Source organism: Yoonia sp. 208BN28-4, assembly GCF_037543925.1.
Lineage (GTDB): Bacteria > Pseudomonadota > Alphaproteobacteria > Rhodobacterales > Rhodobacteraceae > Yoonia.
Genome location: NZ_JBBIFY010000003.1, coordinates 275,250 through 297,280 on the forward strand (window position 1 = coordinate 275,250; position 22,031 = coordinate 297,280).

The 22,031-nt window shown below is 60.1% G+C and carries 21 protein-coding genes; 12 read left to right on the forward strand and 9 right to left on the reverse strand.

Annotation, left to right across the window (positions count from 1 at the left end; all coding sequences use genetic code 11):
- The first annotated feature begins 48 nt into the window (after nt 1-48).
- From xylF to V8J84_RS11570, 9 genes are all read left to right on the forward strand, one after another.
- Nucleotides 49-1,083 (forward strand): D-xylose ABC transporter substrate-binding protein, encoded by a 1,035-nt coding sequence (gene xylF / locus V8J84_RS11530; protein WP_339931244.1) that lies wholly within the window; start codon nt 49-51, stop codon nt 1,081-1,083.
- A gap of 160 nt (nt 1,084-1,243) precedes the next feature.
- Entirely contained in the window at nt 1,244-2,536 is a 1,293-nt protein-coding gene (locus V8J84_RS11535) for a sugar ABC transporter permease (protein WP_339931246.1), read from the forward strand.
- Nucleotides 2,536-3,288, forward strand: a complete 753-nt coding sequence (locus tag V8J84_RS11540) for an ATP-binding cassette domain-containing protein (protein ID WP_339931248.1) — start codon at nt 2,536-2,538, stop codon at nt 3,286-3,288. The genes V8J84_RS11535 and V8J84_RS11540 overlap by 1 nt, the downstream gene beginning before the upstream one ends.
- A complete protein-coding gene (gene xylB, locus V8J84_RS11545) occupies nt 3,288-4,721 on the forward strand; it encodes a xylulokinase (RefSeq protein WP_339931250.1) in 1,434 nt (477 codons plus the stop codon). Before V8J84_RS11540 ends, xylB begins: the two co-directional genes overlap by 1 nt.
- Before the next feature lie 100 nt (nt 4,722-4,821).
- Nucleotides 4,822-5,736 carry a hypothetical protein gene (locus V8J84_RS11550; RefSeq protein WP_339931251.1) on the forward strand — a complete coding sequence of 305 codons (915 nt, stop codon included), beginning with the start codon at nt 4,822-4,824 and terminating at the stop codon, nt 5,734-5,736.
- Nucleotides 5,733-6,608 carry a HesA/MoeB/ThiF family protein gene (locus tag V8J84_RS11555; RefSeq protein WP_339931253.1) on the forward strand — a complete coding sequence of 292 codons (876 nt, stop codon included), beginning with the start codon at nt 5,733-5,735 and terminating at the stop codon, nt 6,606-6,608. The genes V8J84_RS11550 and V8J84_RS11555 overlap by 4 nt, the downstream gene beginning before the upstream one ends.
- Nucleotides 6,609-7,808, forward strand: a complete 1,200-nt coding sequence (locus V8J84_RS11560) for a hypothetical protein (RefSeq protein ID WP_339931255.1) — start codon at nt 6,609-6,611, stop codon at nt 7,806-7,808.
- The gene (locus V8J84_RS11565) at nt 7,805-8,779 is read left to right on the forward strand and encodes a hypothetical protein (protein WP_339931257.1); all 975 of its coding nucleotides are present in this window, start codon (nt 7,805-7,807) and stop codon (nt 8,777-8,779) included. Before V8J84_RS11560 ends, V8J84_RS11565 begins: the two co-directional genes overlap by 4 nt.
- Nucleotides 8,776-9,978 (forward strand): glycerate kinase type-2 family protein, encoded by a 1,203-nt coding sequence (locus V8J84_RS11570; RefSeq protein ID WP_339931259.1) that lies wholly within the window; start codon nt 8,776-8,778, stop codon nt 9,976-9,978. The genes V8J84_RS11565 and V8J84_RS11570 overlap by 4 nt, the downstream gene beginning before the upstream one ends.
- A gap of 103 nt (nt 9,979-10,081) precedes the next feature.
- Here the strand turns inward: V8J84_RS11570 and V8J84_RS11575 are convergent, their stop codons facing one another.
- Nucleotides 10,082-11,344 carry a cytochrome-c peroxidase gene (locus tag V8J84_RS11575; RefSeq protein ID WP_445285974.1) on the reverse strand — a complete coding sequence of 421 codons (1,263 nt, stop codon included), beginning with the start codon at nt 11,342-11,344 and terminating at the stop codon, nt 10,082-10,084.
- Nucleotides 11,345-11,362: 18 nt separating this feature from the next.
- Here V8J84_RS11575 and V8J84_RS11580 point away from each other — a divergent pair, with 18 nt between their 5' ends.
- Nucleotides 11,363-11,860: a tetratricopeptide repeat protein gene (locus tag V8J84_RS11580; protein ID WP_339931263.1), complete on the forward strand. Its 498-nt coding sequence runs from the start codon at nt 11,363-11,365 to the stop codon at nt 11,858-11,860.
- Between the two features lie 64 nt (nt 11,861-11,924).
- Entirely contained in the window at nt 11,925-13,832 is a 1,908-nt protein-coding gene (locus tag V8J84_RS11585; protein ID WP_339931265.1) for an alpha-amylase family protein, read from the forward strand.
- A 3-nt stretch (nt 13,833-13,835) separates the two neighbouring features.
- Here V8J84_RS11585 and V8J84_RS11590 read toward each other — a convergent pair whose 3' ends face one another.
- Nucleotides 13,836-14,426, reverse strand: coding sequence for a hypothetical protein (locus tag V8J84_RS11590; RefSeq protein WP_339931267.1), 591 nt, complete (start codon nt 14,424-14,426; stop codon nt 13,836-13,838).
- A gap of 269 nt (nt 14,427-14,695) precedes the next feature.
- On the opposite strand from V8J84_RS11590, the gene V8J84_RS11595 reads away from it, so the two are divergent.
- Nucleotides 14,696-15,475 (forward strand): HalD/BesD family halogenase, encoded by a 780-nt coding sequence (locus V8J84_RS11595; RefSeq protein WP_339931269.1) that lies wholly within the window; start codon nt 14,696-14,698, stop codon nt 15,473-15,475.
- Here V8J84_RS11595 and V8J84_RS11600 read toward each other — a convergent pair whose 3' ends face one another.
- The 7 genes from V8J84_RS11600 to V8J84_RS11630 form a co-directional block, all read right to left on the reverse strand.
- Nucleotides 15,476-15,862 carry a hypothetical protein gene (locus tag V8J84_RS11600; RefSeq protein WP_339931271.1) on the reverse strand — a complete coding sequence of 129 codons (387 nt, stop codon included), beginning with the start codon at nt 15,860-15,862 and terminating at the stop codon, nt 15,476-15,478.
- Between the two features lie 187 nt (nt 15,863-16,049).
- Complete coding sequence (locus V8J84_RS11605; RefSeq protein ID WP_339931273.1) at nt 16,050-17,114, reverse strand: TRAP transporter substrate-binding protein; 1,065 nt, start codon at nt 17,112-17,114, stop codon at nt 16,050-16,052.
- Nucleotides 17,115-17,173: 59 nt separating this feature from the next.
- Complete coding sequence (locus V8J84_RS11610; RefSeq protein ID WP_339931275.1) at nt 17,174-18,703, reverse strand: TRAP transporter large permease; 1,530 nt, start codon at nt 18,701-18,703, stop codon at nt 17,174-17,176.
- Nucleotides 18,703-19,302: a TRAP transporter small permease gene (locus V8J84_RS11615; protein WP_339931277.1), complete on the reverse strand. Its 600-nt coding sequence runs from the start codon at nt 19,300-19,302 to the stop codon at nt 18,703-18,705. Before V8J84_RS11615 ends, V8J84_RS11610 begins: the two co-directional genes overlap by 1 nt.
- A 135-nt stretch (nt 19,303-19,437) precedes the next feature.
- Nucleotides 19,438-19,944, reverse strand: coding sequence for a flavin reductase family protein (locus V8J84_RS11620; protein ID WP_339931279.1), 507 nt, complete (start codon nt 19,942-19,944; stop codon nt 19,438-19,440).
- Nucleotides 19,944-20,834 carry an aldo/keto reductase gene (locus V8J84_RS11625; RefSeq protein ID WP_339931281.1) on the reverse strand — a complete coding sequence of 297 codons (891 nt, stop codon included), beginning with the start codon at nt 20,832-20,834 and terminating at the stop codon, nt 19,944-19,946. Before V8J84_RS11625 ends, V8J84_RS11620 begins: the two co-directional genes overlap by 1 nt.
- Nucleotides 20,831-21,988 (reverse strand): LLM class flavin-dependent oxidoreductase, encoded by a 1,158-nt coding sequence (locus V8J84_RS11630; RefSeq protein ID WP_339931283.1) that lies wholly within the window; start codon nt 21,986-21,988, stop codon nt 20,831-20,833. Before V8J84_RS11630 ends, V8J84_RS11625 begins: the two co-directional genes overlap by 4 nt.
- Nucleotides 21,989-22,031 lie beyond the last annotated feature (43 nt).

Here is a 22,031-nt window from a genome sequence, read left to right on the forward strand (position 1 = left end):
GACTCGGCCTGCTCAGGAATAGGGCGGGCATTTCTTTGGGAGGAAAATATGCATAAATCAATCATCGCTGCGGCGATTGCCGTCACCGGTTTCAGCACGGCTGCGTTTGCCGATGGCCACGGTGTGACCGTTGGCGTCAGCTGGTCCAACTTTCAGGAAGAGCGTTGGAAAACTGACGAAGCTGCGATCAAAGAAGCCTTGGAAGCTGCTGGCGCGACATACGTATCCGCCGACGCCCAATCGTCTTCTGCCAAGCAGTTGTCGGACGTTGAGAGCCTGATCGCTCAAGGCGTCGACGCGCTTATCATCCTTGCGCAAGACAGCGCCGCAATCGGCCCAGCTGTTGAAGCTGCCGATGCCGAGGGTATTCCTGTTGTGGCGTATGACCGTCTGATCGAAGACGATCGCGCGTTCTACCTGACATTCGACAACGTTGAAGTGGGCCGGATGCAGGCGCGTGCCGTGCTTGAGGCACAGCCTGAAGGCAACTACGTCATGATCAAGGGCTCGCCCACCGATCCGAACGCAGACTTCCTGCGCGGTGGCCAGCAGGAAATCCTGCAAGCGGCAATCGACAGCGGTGCAATCACCATCGTTGACGAAGCCTACACAGATGGCTGGCTGCCAGCCAACGCACAGCGCAACATGGAGCAGATCCTGACCGCCAACGACAACAACGTCGACGCGGTTGTGGCCTCCAACGACGGTACTGCCGGTGGTGTTGTCGCTGCTTTGACAGCGCAAGGCATGGAAGGCATTCCTGTCTCCGGTCAGGACGGCGATCACGCAGCCCTGAACCGCGTCGCACTCGGCACGCAGACTGTGTCTGTCTGGAAGGACGCACGTGATCTGGGTAAAGCCGCTGCTGAAATCGCGGTTGAACTGGCCGGTGCTGATGGTGGCATGGTCGCCATCGAAGGTGGTCAGAAGTGGACATCGCCAGCCGGCACAGAGATGAACGCCATGTTCCTCGCACCTGTGCCTGTGACTGCTGCTAACCTGTCCGCCGTGACAGACGCAGGCTGGATCACAGTGGAATCGCTGTGTCAGGGTGTTGTCGACGGTCCTGCACCTTGTAACTAATACCTCCCTGTTTCGGCCTGTCGCATGTTTCATGCGGCGGGCCGGGCATTTGCGGTTGTGTCACCAACCGTCTTTCCAACATCATGATACGCTTTTTTGCTATCCGCAGGGCCGCTGCGGATGCCATGATAACGTGATCCCAAGCTCCGGAGCCTGACCTATGTCCGACGCCACCGCGCAAAGCGCGCCCCGCAAGAAATCACTGATGCAATCGCTCGAAATCGACACCCGTATGCTTGGCATGATCGGGGCGTTCTTTCTGGTGTGCATCGTGTTCAACGTGCTGACAGACGGGCGCTTTCTGACGCCGCGCAACATCTTTAACCTGACGATCCAGACGGTTTCTGTGGCGATCATGGCCACCGGCATGGTCTTCGTGATTGTTACCCGCCACATCGACCTGTCAGTGGGCGCGATTTTGGCGGCTTGTTCCGCACTTATGGCGATGACGCAGGTGCGCTGGCTTCCCGGCACAATGGGGCTTGAGATTGGCCATTGGGCGATCCCTTGGATTGCGATTGCGGCAGGCGTGGCGCTGGGCGCGCTGATCGGTGCTTTTAACGGCTGGCTTGTGGGTTATCAGGGCATTCCCGCCTTTATCGTGACGCTTGGCGGTTTCCTCGTCTGGCGCAACGTCGGTTGGTATCAGACCAATGGCCAGACCATCGGCCCGCTGGATGATACCTTCATGACTTTTGGCGGCATCAACGGCACGCTTGGCGGCACGACAAGCTGGGCGATTGGCATTGCGGCCGCCGTGGTTGCCGTGGCGCTGATTTTCAAATCGCGCAGCACGAAGATGAAGCACGATTTTCCGGTCAAGCCGCTTTGGGCCGAGGCGTCATTGGCGGCCATCATCGTCGCGGCCATCCTTGGCTTTATCGCGATCCTGACAAATTATGCGGTGCCGGAGCGGGTCGTCGCCCGCGATCCTGCGAAATACGGCTGTGAGGTCGCCGAGGGCTGTGCGCCTGTTTACGGCCTCCCGATCTCGGTCCTGCTGCTGATCGCGATTGCCACTGTGATGACGATCATCGCCCGCCGCACGCGGTTTGGCCGCTACATCTTTGCGACCGGTGGTAACCCTGACGCGGCACAACTTTCGGGTATCAACACCCGCATGCTCACGGTGAAAATCTTCGCTTTGATGGGCGTGCTGTGCGCCATCGCCGCGGTCGTGGCCTCCAGCCGTTTGGCGAACCACTCCAACGATCTGGGTACGCTGGACGAGTTGCGCGTCATCGCCGCTGCCGTCATCGGTGGCACCGCATTGTCGGGCGGGGTCGGCACAATTTATGGCGCGATCCTTGGCGCGCTGATCATGCAATCCTTGCAGTCGGGCATGGCGATGGTGGGCGTGGACGCACCACTGCAAAACATCGTCGTCGGCGGCGTTCTGGTCGTCGCTGTCTGGCTCGATATTCAATACCGTAAGCGCACGGGAGCAAAATAATGACTGCACCACTTGTCGAAATGAAGAACGTCTCGATTGCCTTTGGCGGTGTGCAGGCGGTGGATAATGTCTCGATTTCGCTGAACGCGGGCGAGGTTGTGGGGCTGCTGGGCCATAACGGCGCGGGCAAATCCACACTCATCAAAATGCTCTCCGGCGCTTACAAAATGGACAGCGGCGAGATTTATATCGAAGGCAACAAGGCGGTGATCCAGTCGCCCCGCGATGCCCGCGACCATAACATCGAGACGATCTATCAGACGCTGGCGCTGGCAGACAATCTTGATGCCGCCTCGAACCTCTTTCTGGGCCGCGAGCTGACCAATGCTTTGGGCTTTGTCGATGACGACCGGATGGAAGCGGAAACGCGCAAGATCATGGCGCGGCTCAATCCGAATTTCAAAAAGCTGAAAGAGCCTGTGTCGGCCCTGTCTGGTGGTCAGCGCCAGTCCGTCGCCATTGCGCGCGCGGTCTATTTCGACGCGAAGATCCTGATCATGGACGAACCCACAGCCGCCTTGGGTGTCCACGAAACCAAGATGGTCGCCGACCTGATTCAGGAGCTCAAAAAGCAGGGGCTTGGCATCTTCCTGATCTCCCACGACACGCGCGAGATGATGGAACTGTGCGACCGCGTGGCCGTGATGAAAAACGGCCAGATGGTGGGTGCCGAGCGGGTTGAGGATGTGACCGAGGATGACATCTTGTCGATGATCATCCTTGGCAAAAACCCCAAAAGGGACGCCGCCTGATGTTCATCGGCCTTGATCTTGGAACCTCGTCACTCAAAGCGGTTCTGATGGCCGAGGACCAGACGATCTTGGGCGAACACACCGCGCCCTTGTCCGTGACGCGCCCGCATGACGGCTGGTCCGAGCAAGACCCCGACAGTTGGTGCCGAGCCGCGGTTGACGCGATCAAGGGCCTTGGCGCTAATCACGACCTTAGCGGCGTGGCTGGTATCGGTCTGGCTGGGCACATGCACGGGGCCACTTTGGTCGGCGCCGACGACAAACCGCTGCGGCCCTGCATGCTGTGGAACGACACGCGTAGTCACACCCAAGCCGCCGCGATGGACGGACAGGGGCAATTCCGAGACATCACCGGCAATATCGTCTTTCCGGGCTTCACCGCACCCAAGGTGGATTGGGTGCGCGAAAACGAGCCTGACGTTTTCGCAAAGATCGCCAAAGTCCTGTTGCCCAAGGATTATCTGCGGCTGTTTTTGACGGGCGGCCACGTATCCGACATGTCGGATGCGGCAGGCACAAGCTGGCTGGATACCGGCGCGCGTGATTGGTCCGATGATCTTCTGGCCGCGTGCCACCTGACGCGCGATCAGATGCCGGACCTTGTGGAAGGATCAGAAGTGTCAGGCACGTTACGCGCCGATCTCGCGACAGAGCTTGAACTGCCGCAATGCGTGGTTGCTGGTGGTGCAGGCGACAACGCAGCCGCTGCCATCGGGGCAGGGGTTGTGAAAGATGGCACCGCTTTTGTGTCACTGGGCACGTCCGGCGTTTTATTCGTGGCCAACAACGGATACCGCCCTGACCCCGCGACGGCGGTCCACACGTTTTGTCATGCTGTGCCGTACACCTGGCACCAGATGGGTGTGATCCTTGCGGCGACAGATGCGCTGAACTGGCTGTCAAAACTGACCGGGCAATCGGCGGGTGATCTTACATCCGCTCTTGGGTCCCTTCAGGCCCCCTCGCGCACGTTGTTTCTGCCGTATCTGGGTGGAGAGCGGACCCCGCACAACGACGCGGCCGTGCGTGGCCATTTCCTGCACCTTGATCACGCCACCGATGCGCAAGCCGCCACACGCGCTGTGCTGGAAGGTGTCAGTTTTGCGTTCGCCGATTGTCAGGACGCGCTTGCCGCCACCGGCACGACCATCACGCGTGCGCTTGCCATGGGCGGCGGGGCGAAGTCGGACTATTGGTTGCAGGCCATTGCCACAGCCCTTGATATCACGCTCGACCTGCCAGAGGCAGGAGACTTCGGCGCGGCACTGGGTGCAGCGCGTCTTGGCATGATGGCGGCAACCGGGGCAGGGGCGGAGATTGCGACACAGCCGCCAATTGCGCGGTCTGTCACGCCGCAGATCCACCTCACAGATGCCTTCCGCGACAGTCACGCCCGCTACAAAGCGGCCTATCAGGCGATCAAGACGCTTTGATTTGCGATCTTGTGCGCATCTGCCCGCCCGCCTAACCTGACGGCAAAGGCAAGGAGGCGGTATGCTTGCGGCGATCAGACAGGCTATGCGACGTGGGCATATGGATGTCACGATCCGGTCGGGGCGCGATCTGACAGTGCGCCTGATGGAACGGCCCGGTGCGTGGATGGAGGCCGATGATCTGGCCGCACTCACCGCTGACCTGCGCCAAGTTGCGAGCAAAACACTGGACGCGGGATCGCTGACATATGGCGTATTTTCCGGCGACAAAGCGCGGCTGGAACAGACCATTATCACACTGGTGCGACGCCACGACGGCACACCGATTGCCTTTAATGCATTGGCGATTATGGACGTGCAAACGCAGCCTACCCCGACAGAGGTGCTGCATCTGGGGCTTGTCATGGTGGACCCCGATCAGCGGTCCAAAAGCTTGTCGTGGGTGCTATATGGACTGACCTGTTTTTTGATCTTCTTGCGCCGCCAGTTTCGGCCCGTCTGGATTTCCAATGTCACGCAGGTGCCCGCCGTGGTGGGCATGGTGTCCGAGATGTTTTCGGACATTTATCCCCGCCCCGCAGGGGACAGGCGCACGCTGACGCACCTTTTGCTGGCACGGCGCATCATGGAGGATCATCGCGCCGTCTTTGGTGTGGGCGAGGATGCGGGATTTGATGAAGAGCAGTTCGTGATCACCAACGCCTATACCGGCGGATCAGACGATCTGAAAAAGACGTGGGACGAGGCCACCAAACACCGCGATGCGGCTTACAACACGTTCTGTCAGGACAGGCTGGATTACCAGCGCGGCGACGATGTGATCCAGCTTGGGCTGATGGACCTTAAAGCGATCCGCACCTATCTGGTCCGCGATGTGCCGCGCTCTGCCTTGTTGGGGGTCATCTCGACCGGCATTTTTGTGGCACTGCAACGTTTGATCCTGCCCGTGATCTATTGGGCCGACAGCGGCCGCCAATGGTCGATCCTGCGACCCGCCAAAGGGGCAAAGGAATGACGTTCAGCTACGATGAAATGACCACCCGCAATATCGGTTTTGTGACGCAGGCCGAGCAGGACAAGCTGCGCGATGGTTGCGTGTTTGTCTGCGGGACAGGCGGTATGGGCGGCGCTGTGATTATGGCGCTGGCCCGCATGGGTGTGGGTCATCTGATCATCGCGGATATCGACCATTTCGAGGTCAGCAATCTGAACCGGCAGGTCTTTGCATTCACCGACACCGTCGATCAGCACAAGGCGGATGCCACCGCGCAGATGTGCCGCAAGATCAATCCCGAAATGAAGATCACCGTGTGGCACGACGACTGGCCGGACCATCTTGATGAAGCGTTGGGCGAGGCCGCCATCGTTGTGAACGGCACCGATGATTTGGGTGCGTCCCTGTTGCTTTATCGGGCTGCGCGGGCGGCGGGCAAAACGATGGTCGACGCCTACGCCGCACCCTTTCCATCGGTCTATGTGACCAAAGCCAGTGACACACCGCATGAAGAACGCCTTGGTTATCCAACGGTGGGCACGGCATGGGACGCGATCACCGAAGAGCAGCGCAGCACTGCTTTTATGCGGGAATCAGAATGGGTTGTGATCCACTCCTCATCCCGTCACCATATCGACCTTGATCTGGTGGGAGAGGTCGTCGCCGGACGCCGCAGCCGGATGTCATTTGCGCCGATGGTAATTCTGACAGGTCAGCTGATGGCCTACGAGGCGGCAGCCGCAATCACGGGCAAGCCCCATGGCACCGACAATCGCGGCTATTTCCTCAATCCCTACAAAGGTCGCACCGAGCGCCCCAAACCGGCCTGGCTTGCCGCAATGATCCGGCCCGTCGTGCGGCGTTTTCTGACCAAACTGGCATCAGGGTCCTGAATGATTGCTGCGGCCAATATCCTGACAGATCTTGTCTTGTCGCTGTCCGCGCTGACGGGGCTTTTCATCCTGTCGCGCAGTTTGCGGACGGCAGACGAATGGGACCCTTTGAACAGGCGTTTTCTGTTCGGTATCCGCGTCACCATGCTGCTGTTCGCCGGACGCGCCCTGATCGTTCTGACGGGTGGCGCGGGGTTCCGGTTTGTGGTGTTGATCGCCGCTGCGTTACTGCCGCTTGCGGTGTTACTTCTCACCGAAGGGCTGTTGCGCCGTCATGCACCGCAGGCTGTTAAAGCGTTCGCTGCCGTCGGAGCCGTGCTGTTTTGTTTGCTGGCCTTTGTGCCTGCACCGCTGGTCGATCCGTGGCGGTTACATGGCTTGCTGGTGTTTCAGGTTGCGGGATTTGCTTTGTCGGGCTGGCTGGTGCTGACACGCGACCGTGACGGGCTGTCGGCATCGGAAAACCAGATGGCGGGGCGGCTGGCGCTGTCGCTGATTGTGCTGATCCCGCTGATTGGTGCTGATTTCCTGATGGTGCTGATCGGGCTGCCTGTGCAGCTTTCTGCGTTGGGCGTGCTTGTTTTGTGCTGGCTGGCCATCGGGCTGGGCCGCGTGCAGGTCGGCCATCGGGGACCTGTCCGGTCCTTGATCGTTGCAGTGATCGCGGCGGTTGGTCTAGGGTTTTTTCTGGCCTTCATCTTGCCACTTGGCACCGGCGGCGGGGTGATCGTCACGGCGCTGATCGTTGCGGTGATCTTGCTGCTGGCGATCCTGAACGACGCAACCTCTTTGCGGGACGAGGCGCGCAATCACAGGCTTTTGCAACATCTGGCACATGGCGATGCGACCGACGCGATGACATTCCTGCGTGGGCTACAATCGCACCCTCTGGTAGAGGGGGCCGCCGTGATCGGGGCGCAAGAGCTGTCAGATTTTGATGCCGCAACACTGGATGCGATTTTCGCGCGAACACCGGTGCTGCGCAAACAGGCCCCGCAGGTGCAAGACCCTGCCGAGCAGGATCATGTGAACCAGCTTTTCCATCAATTTGCGGCAACCCATATTTTGCAGGTCCGGTCCGCGCCGCGATTGCTGGTGGCGCTTGCGATGCCGGCCATGACCACGGCTCCGCTTGCTGAACTGGAACTGGATGCTGTGCAACGCATGGCGTGGGAAATAGCGCGAAGGGATCCGGCATGATCGCAGACGAAACCCTGCGCGACGTTGTGATGCGCGCCAATCTGGCACCCTCGGTGCACAATATTCAGCCCGCGCGGTGGCGGCGGGAAGGGGATGACATTCTTGTCGCGGCCGATCTTGCAGCCACCTTGCCGGTCGGTGATCCGGACAACTTGGACGCGGGGCTATCGTGTGGCGCCGCGGTTGAGGCCACTGTGCTGGCGCTGGGGCAGGCGGGGTTTGCAGCGGATGTGACGGATTGTTGGACGGATGACGACACAACCACATGGCCCGGCACACGGATTGCTGCGCGTTTGCGCCTGTCGGACGGGGACGCCGATCCGTTGGCGCAGCGCCTTGAGGATCGCTTCACGTGGCGTGGGCTGTTTGCGGATGAAACGCCAAAGCTTTTCGGATGGTCGCGGCCCGATACGGTGCTTGTGCTTGACCAGCCGTCCCGTAATCACCTTGCAGCGCGTAACGACTGGGCCAGTTTGCAGATTATGCGCGACCGCGCGTTCCGACGCGAATTACTGCATTGGATGCGTCTGACGCCGCGCCATCCGCGCTTTTGCTATGACGGGTTGAACCGCGATGCGCTGCGGATGGAGCCCGCGACAGCGCGCGCGGCCCGCTGGGCGCTTGGGCCGTTCTGGCGAGTGCTCGACATGGTCGGTGCGACCAAGGGGCTTACGGCCGAGGCAGAGGCAACGCGCAGCGCGCCTGTCATTGCCTGCTTTCACCGGCCCCGTGATGAAAGCCCCGTTGCGACAGGGCGGGCCTATCTGCGGCTATGTCTGGAGGCTGCCAATCTGGGCTTTGCCGGTTGGCCGATGGCGGCGCTGTCGGATCACCCGCAAACGCGGGCCGAGATTTGTGATCAATATGCGATCGGGCCGGACAGGCGGCTGGTGCAGGTTATCCGCTTTGGTGTGGCGACGGGTGATGCCCCTGCGCGGGCCCGACGGCCCCTTTCGGAGATTTTATCATGACAACAGCACGCAACCTTGCCCGTAGCCTTTTTGATGAAGGCGTCGCCGCCGCCGATCCGGCGGGGGCCGTTGCACGTCACCTGCACGACGTGGACCCGCCTGCGCTGATCGTGGCCGTGGGTAAGGCGGCTTTGAAAATGGCAGAGGCAGCGCTGGCCCGGTTTCCGCAGACACCGTGTCTTGTCGTTACAAACTACGAGAACGCAAAGCCGCTTGCGGGAGCGACAGTCATGGCCGCTGGTCATCCCGTACCGGACGAGGCTGGTGCAGACGCGGGTCGTGCCGTGCTGGGTGCTGTGGGACAGGTCAAGGGGCCGGTTCTGGCACTAATATCTGGTGGCGGATCGGCGTTGTTACCCGCACCGGCGGGGCGCATCACGCTGGCCGATAAGGCCGCGCTGAATGGTCTTTTGCTGGGCTGCGGGCTGGACATCACGCAGATGAATTTGATCCGCCAGCAGGTGTCACTGATCAAGGGCGGCGGTCTTGTCAGGGCTGCAACGCCGCAGGCTATCACCGCGCTGATCCTGTCTGATGTGGTGGGTGACGATCTGTCGACAATTGCCAGCGGACCCACCGCAAGGCCGCTTGGCACCGCTTCGCAAGCACGCGCGATTATGCTGGACGCTGGCATTTGGGACAACGCGCCAGCCTCGGTAAGGGACTATCTGGAAGCGGATCGTGCCGAGTTGCCGGAGGTTGCACCAGCGCGCAATGTGCTTGTGGGCTCCAATGGTCAAAGCGTCGCTGCGATGGCCGCGCAGGCAGGGGAGGCCCAGTTTCTGCCGCGACCCGTTGAGGGTGACGTGCATGCAGCGGCCCGCGAGATTTGTGACGCGGCGGGCCTTGGCATTACGTTATGGGGTGGTGAGACAACAGTGCAATTGCGCGGCACTGGCCGTGGTGGCCGCAATCAGGAACTTGCGCTGCTGATTGCGATTGAGGCCGCACAGCGCGGCTGGAAACAGTGGACGTGTTTGCAAGGCGGCACGGACGGACGCGACGGACCCACGGATGCGGCGGGCGGTCTGGTTGATGATGGAACGCTGGCGCGGGTTGCTGCGGCGGGAGGCGATCTGGATGCGCTTTTGGCCAACAACGATAGTTACCAAGCGCTAAATCTTGCAGGTGATCTTTTGATGACGGACGCGACCGGAACAAATGTGGCCGATCTCGGAATTATGATCCGCGAGGATTAACAACCATGTTTTGCGCCGTGCGATGCACGTCGCCAGAGGGTGGCGCGCTGCGCGCGCCCCAATCAGATGAGTATTTCTGGCAAAATGATGCGGTATGTTGTGACTAGTGATCGACTGGCAGGCCGCTTGGCACGGTGTCGGGACGGCCAAGGGGGCGGGTGTCGGCGCTGTCACCGGTGAGCGCGTTCAGAAAGGCCACAAGATCGGCAATTTCAGCATCGGTGACTGCAAAGGGTGCCAGATCGCGCACGGCAGCTTGGCGGGTCATTTCCAGCGTGTCCGCGCGGATTGCAAAATCGCCGGCGGCTAACCATGGCACGCTTGGCAGGGCGGCCATTGCGGGGGTCCAGTGGTCCTGGCCTGCGTGGTGGCGGATCATATCAGGCAGTGTGGGGTAAGCGCCGTTGTGGCCGTAAGGCGCTGTTAACGCGACATTTCGCAGCGATGGGGTGCGAAAACGGTAGGCGTCTTCGATCTGATTGGTGAAACCCATGCGGCCTACGTCGCGGGGCATCGGGTCCCACTGGCGGGTGCGTCCGGGACCGAAGGGGGGCAGGGCGAGGGCGTGGAAGCCCTGATCGGTGAAGAGCGGACCGGCGTGGCAGGACGCGCAGCGCAGGTCTTCGAAGAATAGCTGGCGACCCCGTTCGGCGTCATCAGGCAAGGGCTGGCCTGCGAGCCAAGCGTCATAAGGGCTGTCATAGGAGCGCCATTCGGAGGTGATGAAAGCGCCCAAGGCGTTGCCGATCTCGACGATGGTCACATCGGCGGGTTCTTCAATATGATCAAAGGCTTGCACGAACATGTCGCCATAGGTGGGGATCGTACGGACGCGTTTGGCAAGGATCGGCCAGGCGGCGTCGATGCGATCATGCACGGCACCTGCGATTTCGTTTTCGCGCGGGTTTCCGGCCATTTCGAACTGCGCGACGAGGGGGAACAGGGCCTGCGCCGCGACGAGGTTATCGAGGCCAGCAGGCAGCCATTCCTGCGCGGGGCTGTCAAAGCCGTTGCCGTAGATGTCAGAGTGGCTGAGCCGCCCGTCGTGAAACAGCACTTCGATGGAATTATGTCCTAGATTCCAAAGGCTTGGGGCGTTTCGGGGGATGCGTTTGCGGATCGCATCGTCGCCTGTGCTAGCGGTGCGGTCGGGGCCAACGCCGACGCCGCCTTCACCAATGCCAAGCGACAGGCCGTCGGTGCCCGCGTGATCGTGGTGGTGGCAAGTGCCACACGAGATATTCTGGTTTCCTGACAAGACCTTATCATAAAACAACAACTGGCCGATGCGGGCTTGATCCGGATCAAAGGGGATGTAATCGTCTGCTGTGATCCCTTGGGCTGTGGCTGACGCTGCACCCAAAATGAGCGACAGGAGACAGGTATGAAAAACGTGCACCGCACGTGCACCGCGCGTGCACTGATTTTTGCGCTTTTGACCTGTGCCACGCCCGCGCTGGCCGACATGGAACAGGCCCGCGACCTGATGGAAGCGGGGGAGTTTGAAGCGGCCCGTGATCTGCTGCAGATCTACGCCCGCTCCGGCAACGCCGAGGCCGAGGAGTTGATCGGCGTCATGTACGGGCTGGGCCTTGGCGTGGAGCGCGACGACGAGCGGGCGTTCGACTGGTATCTGCGGGCGTCTTTGAAGGGGCATGCGGGGGCGCAATCCGGGCTGGGGTGGTACTACGAAGTGGGCCGCGGCATCCCCGCGCCTGATATGGTCAGAGCCTATCTTTGGTATGCGCTTTCGGCAATAGGCGGGGATGTGGATGCGCCTGACAGCCTTGAGGAAATCACGCCGCGTTTGACGGCAGAGGAACGCGCCCGCGCGCAGGCGCTGGTCGATGATTATCGGGTTTGGATGTATCCGTTTCGGTAGATAAACGGTAGGCGGCGCCTGCTGGCGTGCTAGGTTGTTATCGAACGGTCTGGGAGGACACGCCATGCTATCACCCGATCAGCAAAGGGCTGCGGCGCGCAGCTATGTGGTGCAGGCGCTGCGGCGCGATGGGCTTGATCTCGAGGCCGCAGACACGGCCGAGTTCGCACAGCGGTTTGACCAGCATTTCCCGACGCTTTTTGCGCTGTTTGCCGATCTCTATGGGGCGCATGACCGCTGTCTTGAAAATCTGGCCAAGGTGATTGCTGTTGCGATGCAGGCGTGGCTGGACCGCTCTGACGATCTGCGCGAGAGGGACCGTCTCAGAGAAGCACAGCCTGACTGGTTCCAGTCCAACCAGATGCTGGGCGCGTTTTGCTACGTGGATCGCTATGCCGACGATTTGCAGGGGCTGCGTGAGCATATCCCGTATATGCAGGAACTTGGGATCACGTATTTGCACCTGATGCCTCTGTTCGACTGCCCGAAGGAAAACTCTGACGGTGGCTATGCGGTGTCGAGCTACCGCGAGGTGCGATCTGATCTTGGCACTATGGCGGACTTGCGGGCGCTAACGTCTGATCTGCGGGATGCTGGCATTTCACTGGTGGTGGACTTTGTGTTTAACCATACCTCCAACGAACACGAGTGGGCGTTGAAAGCAGCACAAGGCGATCCAGAGTATTCCGATTACTACTGGATATTCGATGACCGCCGGATGCCGGATGCGTTTGAACGCACGGTCCGCGAGGTGTTCCCCGACGATCATCCTGGCGCGTTTATCAAGATGCATGATGGGCGTTGGATTTGGTCGACGTTCCATTCGTTCCAGTGGGACCTGAACTATTCCAATCCGGCGGTCTTTGCGGCGATGGCGGGCGAGATGTTGTCACTGGCCAATCAGGGTGTCGATCTGATCCGCATGGATGCGGTGGCCTTCATCTGGAAACGGCTTGGCACCACCTGCGAAAGCCAACCGGAGGCGCATTTACTGCTGCGTGCGTTCAATAGCGTTTGTCGGATGGCTGCCCCGTCGCTTTTGTTCAAGTCAGAGGCGATTGTGCATCCCGACGAGGTGGTGTCCTACATTGATCCGGAAGAGTGCCCGATTTCCTACAACCCGCTTTTGATGGCGTTGGGGTGGGAGGCGTTGGCCACGCGGCGTGTCGAGATGCTGGATAAGGCGATCAAGGAGCGCCAGCCGCTTTCGGGCGATTGCGCGTGGGTGAATTACGTGCGCAGCCATGACGATATCGGCTGGACGTTCGCGGATGAGGACGCGGCGGAGCTGGACATACTGGGGTTCGATCACCGCAGGTTCCTGAACGCATTTTACACCAATCAATTCGACGGCAGCTTTGCCCGTGGTGAGCCATTCCAGTTCAACCCGCGCACAGGCGATTGTCGTGTGACAGGCACTACGGCAGCCCTGACTGGGGTTGAGGCCGGAGATGCGGGTGGCATTGACCGGATGCTGCTGCTTTACGGCATAGCCTTTTCGGCAGGGGGGATACCCTTGATGGCGCTGGGTGATGAGGTCGGGCAGTTGAATGACCATTCCTACAAGGACAATCCGGGCCGTGCCAAGGATCAGCGCTGGGTCGGGCGGCCTTTCAGACCTGACGACCTTTACGCCCAACGGCATGATACGGACACGACGGCAGGCCAGATTTTCGCTGGCATGACGCAGTTGATTGCGGCACGTCGTGCGGCACCGGGACTGGCGGGGAACGCAATCGAAGGATTTGCGACGCGCAACCCGCATGTGCTTGGCTATGTGCGGCAGGGGACGGGCGATGTGACCGAACAGAAGATTTGCGTGCTGGCCAATTTTGCGGACAGTCCGCAGGACATTGCCGCAGACCCGTTTATCGCCACGCTGCCGCGTATGACGGACCTGATTTCAGGCCAGTCCTTCCATGTCAGACAGGGTATCACGCTTGCAGCGCATCAGATCGTCTGGCTGGCCTGACCGCTAAGCCCGCGCCAGAGCCCGCGTGCGCGATTTATGTCTGAGCCGGACACCAAACACGACGATCAAGACCCCACTGATGCAGGCGGTGACCCCTGACAGTATGACCGGGATCAGCAGGTCCCACGATGCCGTTTTCAGCACCGTGCTGAAGCCCAAGGTCAGCGCCAGCAGCCAGCACGACATCGACAGGCCTGCAGACAGCGACATCATCAGAAGTTTGCGCGCGGGTACTCCGATCAGGGGGATGCCTTCGCTGCGTTGGATGTTGGGAATAACGTAAGCTGACAGAAAAGCCGAGTTCAGGGTGAGCGTCGCAACCACGATGACCTTGCTCCACAGTTTTGGCGTGAAAACTGCGGCATCAAATCCGGTGCGGTAGCCGATCAAACCAAGCCCGCTGATCCAGATGCCTGCAAAAGCGCACAAGACAATCATATGGATGCGGCGAAGCTCGACAGTATCACTCGGCGAAAGCGGGTGGGTCAGGCGGAGAACCGTGCGCAGATCATAGTAGATCGCGGCACCCATTCCGATCACGACGCCCAACAGATGCGGGCCGCGCAGAAGGTCCAAGGTAAGTTCAGGTGTCATTCGGTTGCGCCCCAAATAGAGCGGCGTGTCTTCGGTATTAAGGTATTCAATTCATTTGCTATATTAGCGCTTGGAATAGGTCGAAACATTTCAAACGCGGCAGAAAGTCGCAATGCAGAACCACAGAAAAATTTTTCGACGTGGTTGAACGATGCGGCAATATCATAAATGCAGGTTTAGGCTGATAAAAACATACTCGAACAGCGTTGGAAGGTGCGGTAGGCGTTAGGCTGATCAGCTAATGTCAATTGCTTCAAGGATGCTGTCCCATGTCCATCACCGATGTTGTCGATTTGCAAACACACGACCTGAGCGATCCTGCGTTTCAGGGCGCATGCCGCAAGACATTGGACGAGACCGGAGTGCTTGTGCTGCCGGACTTTATCCGTCCCGACGCGCTGGATGCGATGCGGTCCGAGGGGATCGCGAAAGAGGATCAGGCCTATTTCTGCGCGCAGGAACATTCTGTTTACCTGACGCCGCCCAATCCTGACTTTCCTGCCGATCATGCGGCAAACAAGCGGGTTGTGTCGTCGAAGGGCTGCATTTGTGATGATGCGATTGATGCGCAATCGCCGCTGCGCCGCCTATATGATGATGAAGGCTTTCGCGCATTTATTGCCAATGTGACGGGTGAGGCGGCGCTGCACCCTTACGCCGATCCGCTGTCATCGATCAATCTGCACTATGCGAGACGCGGCCAAGAGCTGGGCTGGCATTTTGATAATTCGTCCTTTGCGATCACCTTGCTAATCCAGAAGCCCGAGGCGGGAAGCCGCTTTGAATACGTCAAGGACATGCGCAATGCGGACGCGGGCGAAATGAATTACGCCGCCGTCGACGATCTGCTCACAGGTCGCGCGTCACCAGATGTGTTGTCACTGGAACCGGGCGCATTGGTCCTGTTTCGCGGGCGCAATGCGATCCACCGTGTGTCGCCCAACGAAAGCGACGTGACGCGCATGCTTGCGGTGTTGGCGCATAACGCCGAGCCGGGCGTGGAGTTGTCGGAAAGCGCGCGGATGACGTTTTACGGGCGGCTGGCCTGATTACCCGCGCAAAGACCGCAGGAACAGACCGATGCCGCCAAACAGCAGCACGAGGATCACCAACAGGTCAAAAACGCTTAGCGCGGAAAACTGGAGTGTGAGGTTTGATATCACGCCTGCGATCAGTGCGATCACGGACGCGATTGCCAGAAACCAGCCGATCTTGCTGCGGCCTTCATAGAAAATCAGCGCGACCCCGAACATGAATGGGATCAGCAGCATGCCTGTGGTCACGTCAACACCGCCAAGGCCAAAGGCGCGTGTGCCAAAACCGAACATGGGGCGGATCACGATGTTGGACAGCAAAAGATAGCCCCCCGCGACCATCATCGCCAATCCGATCAGAAAGCTGAATTCACCGCCGTCGTTGCCGCCTGCACCGCGCATGTTATGCCTCGTTTGCCTGTTTTGCAGATCGTAGCCGAGCATGGAGGGGGGCGCAAATGATCCGCGAAGGTATGGCGGAAAAACCGGTTTCCGAATGTCGGCGTTATGCGTGTTATTGGAATTGCACTGCTCATAAGAAAAGGGCCGCCCGATGGGGCGGCCCTTCTATTCGTGGTGCTGACGAACCTTAGTTCAGGTCGCTGGCGTAGCCCGCATCAAGCTCGGCTTCGGCTTCGTCAACGGCTGCGATCAGCGCGTCGAGGATTTCGTTGCCGCCGTCCACGTTCTCACGGAACCAGTCCTGCACGGGGGCAGCTGCTTCTGCGAAGGCTGCTTTCTCTTCAGGTGTTGGGACATAGAGATCACCGCCACCTGCGACGAAGGCTTCATAGGCTTCGATCGACTTGCGCTTGGGTGAAGCGAATGTCGCCTGCTGCAACTGGCTGAAGCCATCAACAACAACGCGGCGCAGGTCTTCTGGCATCGCCATGAAGTTCTCGTTGGACATCCACCACAGGGCGCCCATGTAGGCGTGACCGTCAAGTGTCACGTACTGGAGACCCGCATCAGGGAATTTCATGCCCATGATGTCGGTGATGCCGTTCTTGGAACCTTCAACAACGCCGGTCTGGAACGATGTGAAAAGCTCGGGCCACGGGATCGGGGTCGGGGACGCACCAAGGGCGCGAACCAGTTCCTGCGGCAGGTCAGCCACAACGGTACGGATCTTCAGGCCTTCCATGTCGGAAGGCGATGCCACACGGCGCTGCGTGTTGGCAAAGTTGCGCCAGCCACCAGTGTTGCCGATGGTCATCAGGCGGATTGCGCCGTCGGATGTTTCCAGCGCCATGTCGCGCATGGTGCGGGTGAAATCACCCTCAAGCACGGCCTCGGCGACGCGGTCGTTTGCCATTAAGTATGGCAGGTCGAGGACCTGCACATAGGGGAAGATGCCAGCGGCACCGCCGGATGTGGAGATGTAGACGTCGATGGAACCTTCGGCGACACCTTCAAGACATTCTGCACCGGTCGAGCAAAGCTGCGTGCCGATGAACAGTTCCACACCGATGCGGCCGTTTGAGGCTGCTTCGACGTAGTTCTTGAACACAACCAGACCGTCATAGTCTTCGTCGTTCTCGTTGGAGTTCGCAGTCGCGCGGATGGTGAATTCCTGATGGCCATCGGCCCATGCCGCGAAAGGTGCGGTCAGGAAAGCAGCGGTTGCGGCCACTTTGGTTAAGGTCTTCAGCATTGGATCCTCCCTATGGATATTGCTGGGTGCTGGGTTTTCCCCATCACCTTTGGGCGGCTTTAGCCACCCGGGGTTGGGCTTATACAAGCCGTGAAACCGACGTCCGGGGCGCAGCCCAAGAAACCGGTGAGATATGGCACTGTCATCGAAATGGCAGGGACATAAGTGATGAGGAATATGACCGCGATTTCCACTGCAAGGAAAGGCAAAATGGCGCGCGCGATGGTTTCGACTTTTTCGCCTGAAACGGTGCTGGCGACAAAGAGGACAAGCCCCATCGGCGGCGTGGCAAGGCCCACGGTCAGGTTGACGGACATAATGATGGCGAAATGCACGGGGTGCACGCCGAGATCGACGAAGATCGGTCCAAGGATCGGGCCGAGGATGATGATTGCGGGGCCAGCGTCCAAGAACATGCCCACCACGAACAGCAGGATGTTGATCAGGAACAGCAGGACCAGCGGGTTTTCCGACAGCGACAGGATGTAGTCGGACATGATAACGGGCGCGTTTGAGAGGGCTACGACGGTCTTGAACGACACGGCAGCTCCGACAAGTAACAGCACGGCAGAGGTGGAGAGGGCGGATTTAGCCAGCACCTCCCACAGGTCTTGGCCGTTCATGGAGCGCAGGACGAGGAAGCTGACGATCAGGGCGTAGGCGACGGCGATGGCAGAGGCCTCCGTCGGTGTCATGACGCCCGCGAGGATGCCGCCTAAGATGATTATGGGGGTTTGCAAAGGCGCGACGGCCTTTTTGGCGACCATGCGGAAATCGTGAGATGCACCCTTGCGGTATTGCATCAGGATCAGGTGCGCGGCGAGCAGGGCTGCTGCGAAGAGCGCCCAGCCAGCGGCGCCGCCTTGGGGCAGAAAGAAACTGCCGAGCCACCACAGCAGACCCGCGAAATTCAGGCGGAGCAGCGCGAAGCTGACCCAGTACTCGACAGGGGTGATGGACTGGCCTTTGTTCACGATCCGCTCTGCCTTGGGTAGGTCGTAGCGGTCGGCCATGAGGCGCACCATGACCATGAGGCCCACGCCCACCATGACGCCCGGCACGATGCCAGCAAGGAAAAGCGCCGCCACGCTTTCGCCCATGACGTAGGCATAGATGATCATAATGCCCGACGGCGGGATGATCGGGCCGATGACGGAGGATGCGGCGGTGATGGCGGCTGCGAATTTGCGGGTGTAGCCGTTCTTCTCCATCGCGGGGATGAGGGTGGAGCCGAGCGCGGAGGTGTCGGCCACGGCGGACCCTGACAGACCCGCGAAGAGGATGGAACTGAGGATGTTGACGTGGGCGAGACCGCCGCGAAGATGGCCCATGAAGGCTTGGGAAAACTCCACAAGGCGGGTGGTGATGCCGCCACGGTTCATCACTTCGCCTGCCAGCATGAAGAAGGGCAGCGCCATAAGCGGGAAGCTGTCCATGCCGTTGTAAAGGTTGCGATAAAGGCCAGCGACGACGTTGCGGCCGTCGCCTTCGAGCATGATGAGTGCTATAGGCGAGACAAGCAGGGCGAAGACAACAGGCAGACCGACGAGGATCAGAACGAGGAAGAAGGGCAGGAACCACAAAAGCATTATGACGACCCCGCAATTTCGCTATCGGGGGCATGGTTGGTCAGGCGGTCGCCTTGGCCCAGAAGGGTGATAATCTGTCGGATCACCAGTTCGATATTCACGAGGATCAGCAGGTTGATGCTGACCCAGAGAGACGCATACTGGAACCGGTTCTGGAATTTCTCACCGCATTTGCCGACCTCGATGCCAAACGGCCAGCGCAGGGTGGCGGAACACCCGCGACCCGACAGCGTGTCGAGATGGTTGTTCAGGCCGCGGTCCCAGAAGACGAAGAGCACCCAGAGCGAGAGTGCGAGGAGGATCAGGGAGAGGACTGCGGACATCACGCGGGGCAGGGCGCGTTCGACCATATCAATGGCGACAAACCCGCCCATGCGATAGGCGAGCGGGGCCATGAGGCCCGTCATCCAGAGCATGCCAAAGCGCGCGCCTTCTTCGGTCCAGTTCGGCGCGTCATTGAGGACATAGCGGAAGAATACCTGCCCGAGGATCAGGCAGACCATGATCGCCATGGCAAGGATCGCAATGACGCGACCGATGCCAAGCAACACCGTGTTTAGCCGCTCCAGCGGCCAGAGTATCCCAAACAGGACCGACATTGCGGCTCCTCCCCTGTTTCTTTAACCAAACGGAAATCGGGCAAGCCCGATTACGCTTTTGTTTTGTTTTTCGGGGGCGTTGCCCCCCGCCGCGATGCGGCGTCCCCCAAAGTATTTTTGTCCAAAAGAAGCGGATTAGCCCGCGCTGTTGAACTGGCCGTATTGACCAGCATGGAACACCAGCGGGTCGCCGCCTTTGTGGTGACATTTGGTGACTTCGCCCACGACGATGACGTGGTCGCCTGCATCATGGGTTGCGTGCAGGTTGCATTCGAATGTGGCCAGCGCGCCTTCGATGATGGGCATGCCGCAATGGGACAGGTGGGTCGGTATCTGGCTGATTGCGGTTTTGGATGCGATGATGGCCGCACAGATATCGCGTTGGTCAGCGGCCAGAACGTGGACTGCGAAGCGGCGCGAGCCTGCGAAATGTTCGAAACGTTTGGAGGCTTTGGCGGGTGACCAAAGCACCAGAGGCGGATCAAGCGAGACGGAGGCGAAGCTGTTGGCGACGATGGCGACTGGGCCTTCGGGGCTGTCAGTGGTGATGACGGTCACGCCGGTCACAAAGCTGCCCAAAGCACCGCGAAAGCTGTCGGCGTCCGAGGCGGGGTTAAATGTCGCGAGTGTTCCTGACTCCATTATGGCACCTCTTGGCCGAGAGCGGCGGTGTAAAGTTCAAACCACGTCTGGCGGTCCATGTTGATCTTAAGAGCGTCGGAAAGCTTGCCGATACGGTCGAGGTTGTTGGTGCCCATGACGGGCATGATCTTGGCCGGATGGGCAAGGAGCCACGCCACGGCGACAGCGGCGGCATCGGTGCCGTGGTCCGCGCCGATTTTCGTCATCATGTCGCGGGTCTGGCTGTCGGCTGTCAGCAGCGCGCCGCCGCCCAGAGGGGACCATGCCATGATCGGCACGTCACGCTCTTGCAGGTAGGCGACATCGCCATTTGTCAGCGCGTCATGCGCGGTCAGGCTGAGTTCGATCTGGTTGGTGACCAGCTGCGTTGCCATCGCCGATTGTAGCAGCGTCCAGTCGTGCAGCTTGAAGTTCGACACGCCTACCGAACGGACTTTGCCGGACTGCACCAGCGCATCCAATGCGCCGCCCGTTTCGTGATGGTCCATCATCGGGTCGGGGCGGTGGATCAGTAGCGTATCGATGGTGTCGATATCCATCAGGCGCAAGCTGTGCTCGACCGAGGCTGTGATGTGGGCAGCGGAGGTATCGTAATACTTGACCCGCTTGTCCGAATAGCGGCCAGCGGGGGCCACGATATCGCATTTGGTGACCACCTCGATCTTGTCCTTGAGGTGCGGGGCTGCCTTGAGGGCGGCACCCATGACCTCTTCTGCCTCGTAGCCGCCGTAGATGTCGGCTTGGTCCATCGTGGTGATGTCTTGGGCCAGACAAGCCTCGATCTTGGCTTGCACGTGGGCAGGGGCGGTGTTGTCGTCGTCCGACAGGCGCCACATGCCATAGACGATCTGGCTGAAGGAAAGGTCGGGGGTAATCTGGATGCGGTTCACGTGCGGGGTCCTGTGCCGAGGGGCGTTGCGGGGGTGTCAGATGGCACGCGGCCATAGGCGTGGGGCAGCGAGCAGGTTTTGAGGTGCGGCATGACGCGGCTGCCAAAGTGTTCGGCCTCTGCGATATGCGGGTAGCCTGAGAAGATGAAAGCACGGATGCCCATCTTTTGGTAGGATTCGATTTTGCTGAGGATCTGGTCGGTGGACCCGACGAGGGCGGCCCCGCAGCCGGAGCGGGCGCGGCCTACGCCTGTCCAGAGACCGGGTTCGGTGTAGCCGAATTGGTCGGCCAGTTCGCGGGCGCGGGCTTGGTGGGCGACGCCAAGGCTGATGCTGTCGTGAGCGCGGTCGCGGATCAGTTTGCCATATTCGTCGTCAAGTTTCGAGGCGATGTAGTCGGCGTATTCTTTGGCCTCTTGTTCGGTGTCGCGGACGATCATGTGGACGCGCAACCCATAGTCGAGCGTGCGATTGTGTGCTTCGGCACGGGCGTGCACGGCTTTCATTCGTTCGGCCAGAACATCCTGCGTTTCTGGCCACATCAGGTAGACATCGCATTGTGCACCGCAAAGCTCCAAAGCATCGGGGGAGTAGCCGCCGAAGTAGAGCAGCGGGCCGCCGTTTTGTTGGTAGGGGGTGGCTGGGCCGGTGGGGACGTTTGCGAACTGGTAGATTTCGCCGTCGTGGTTGATCTCGTCCTGGGTCCAAGCTTGGCGCAGGATTTGCACAACCTCGTGGCTGCGTTTGTAGCGGTAGGGGCTTGCGACCTTTTCGCCGGGGAAGTCGCTGCTGATGATGTTGAGTGTCAGGCGGCCTTTGAGCATATGATCGAGTGTCGCCACAGTGCGTGCCAGCATGATGGGCTGCATTTCACCGCAGCGGATGGCGGCGAGGAAATTGATCTTGTCGGTCAGCGGGGCCATGCCAGCGACGTAGGAAAGGGTGTCTTGGCCAACCTGATAGGACGAGGGGGCGAGGATGTTGCGGAAACCTTGCGCTTCTGCTGTGAGACCGATGTCGCGGCAATGCTCCCAACTGGAACGCAAGTCGCCGTCGGGGACGCCAAGAAACTGGTAGTCGTCGGAACACAGGGCGGAAAACCACGAGACTTCGGCGGCGTCCAGATCAGGGCTGGTGATGGGCACGACGGTCATTGATTCTGCTCCCCCTCAAGCGTTCGATCCCACTTGCGTAGCA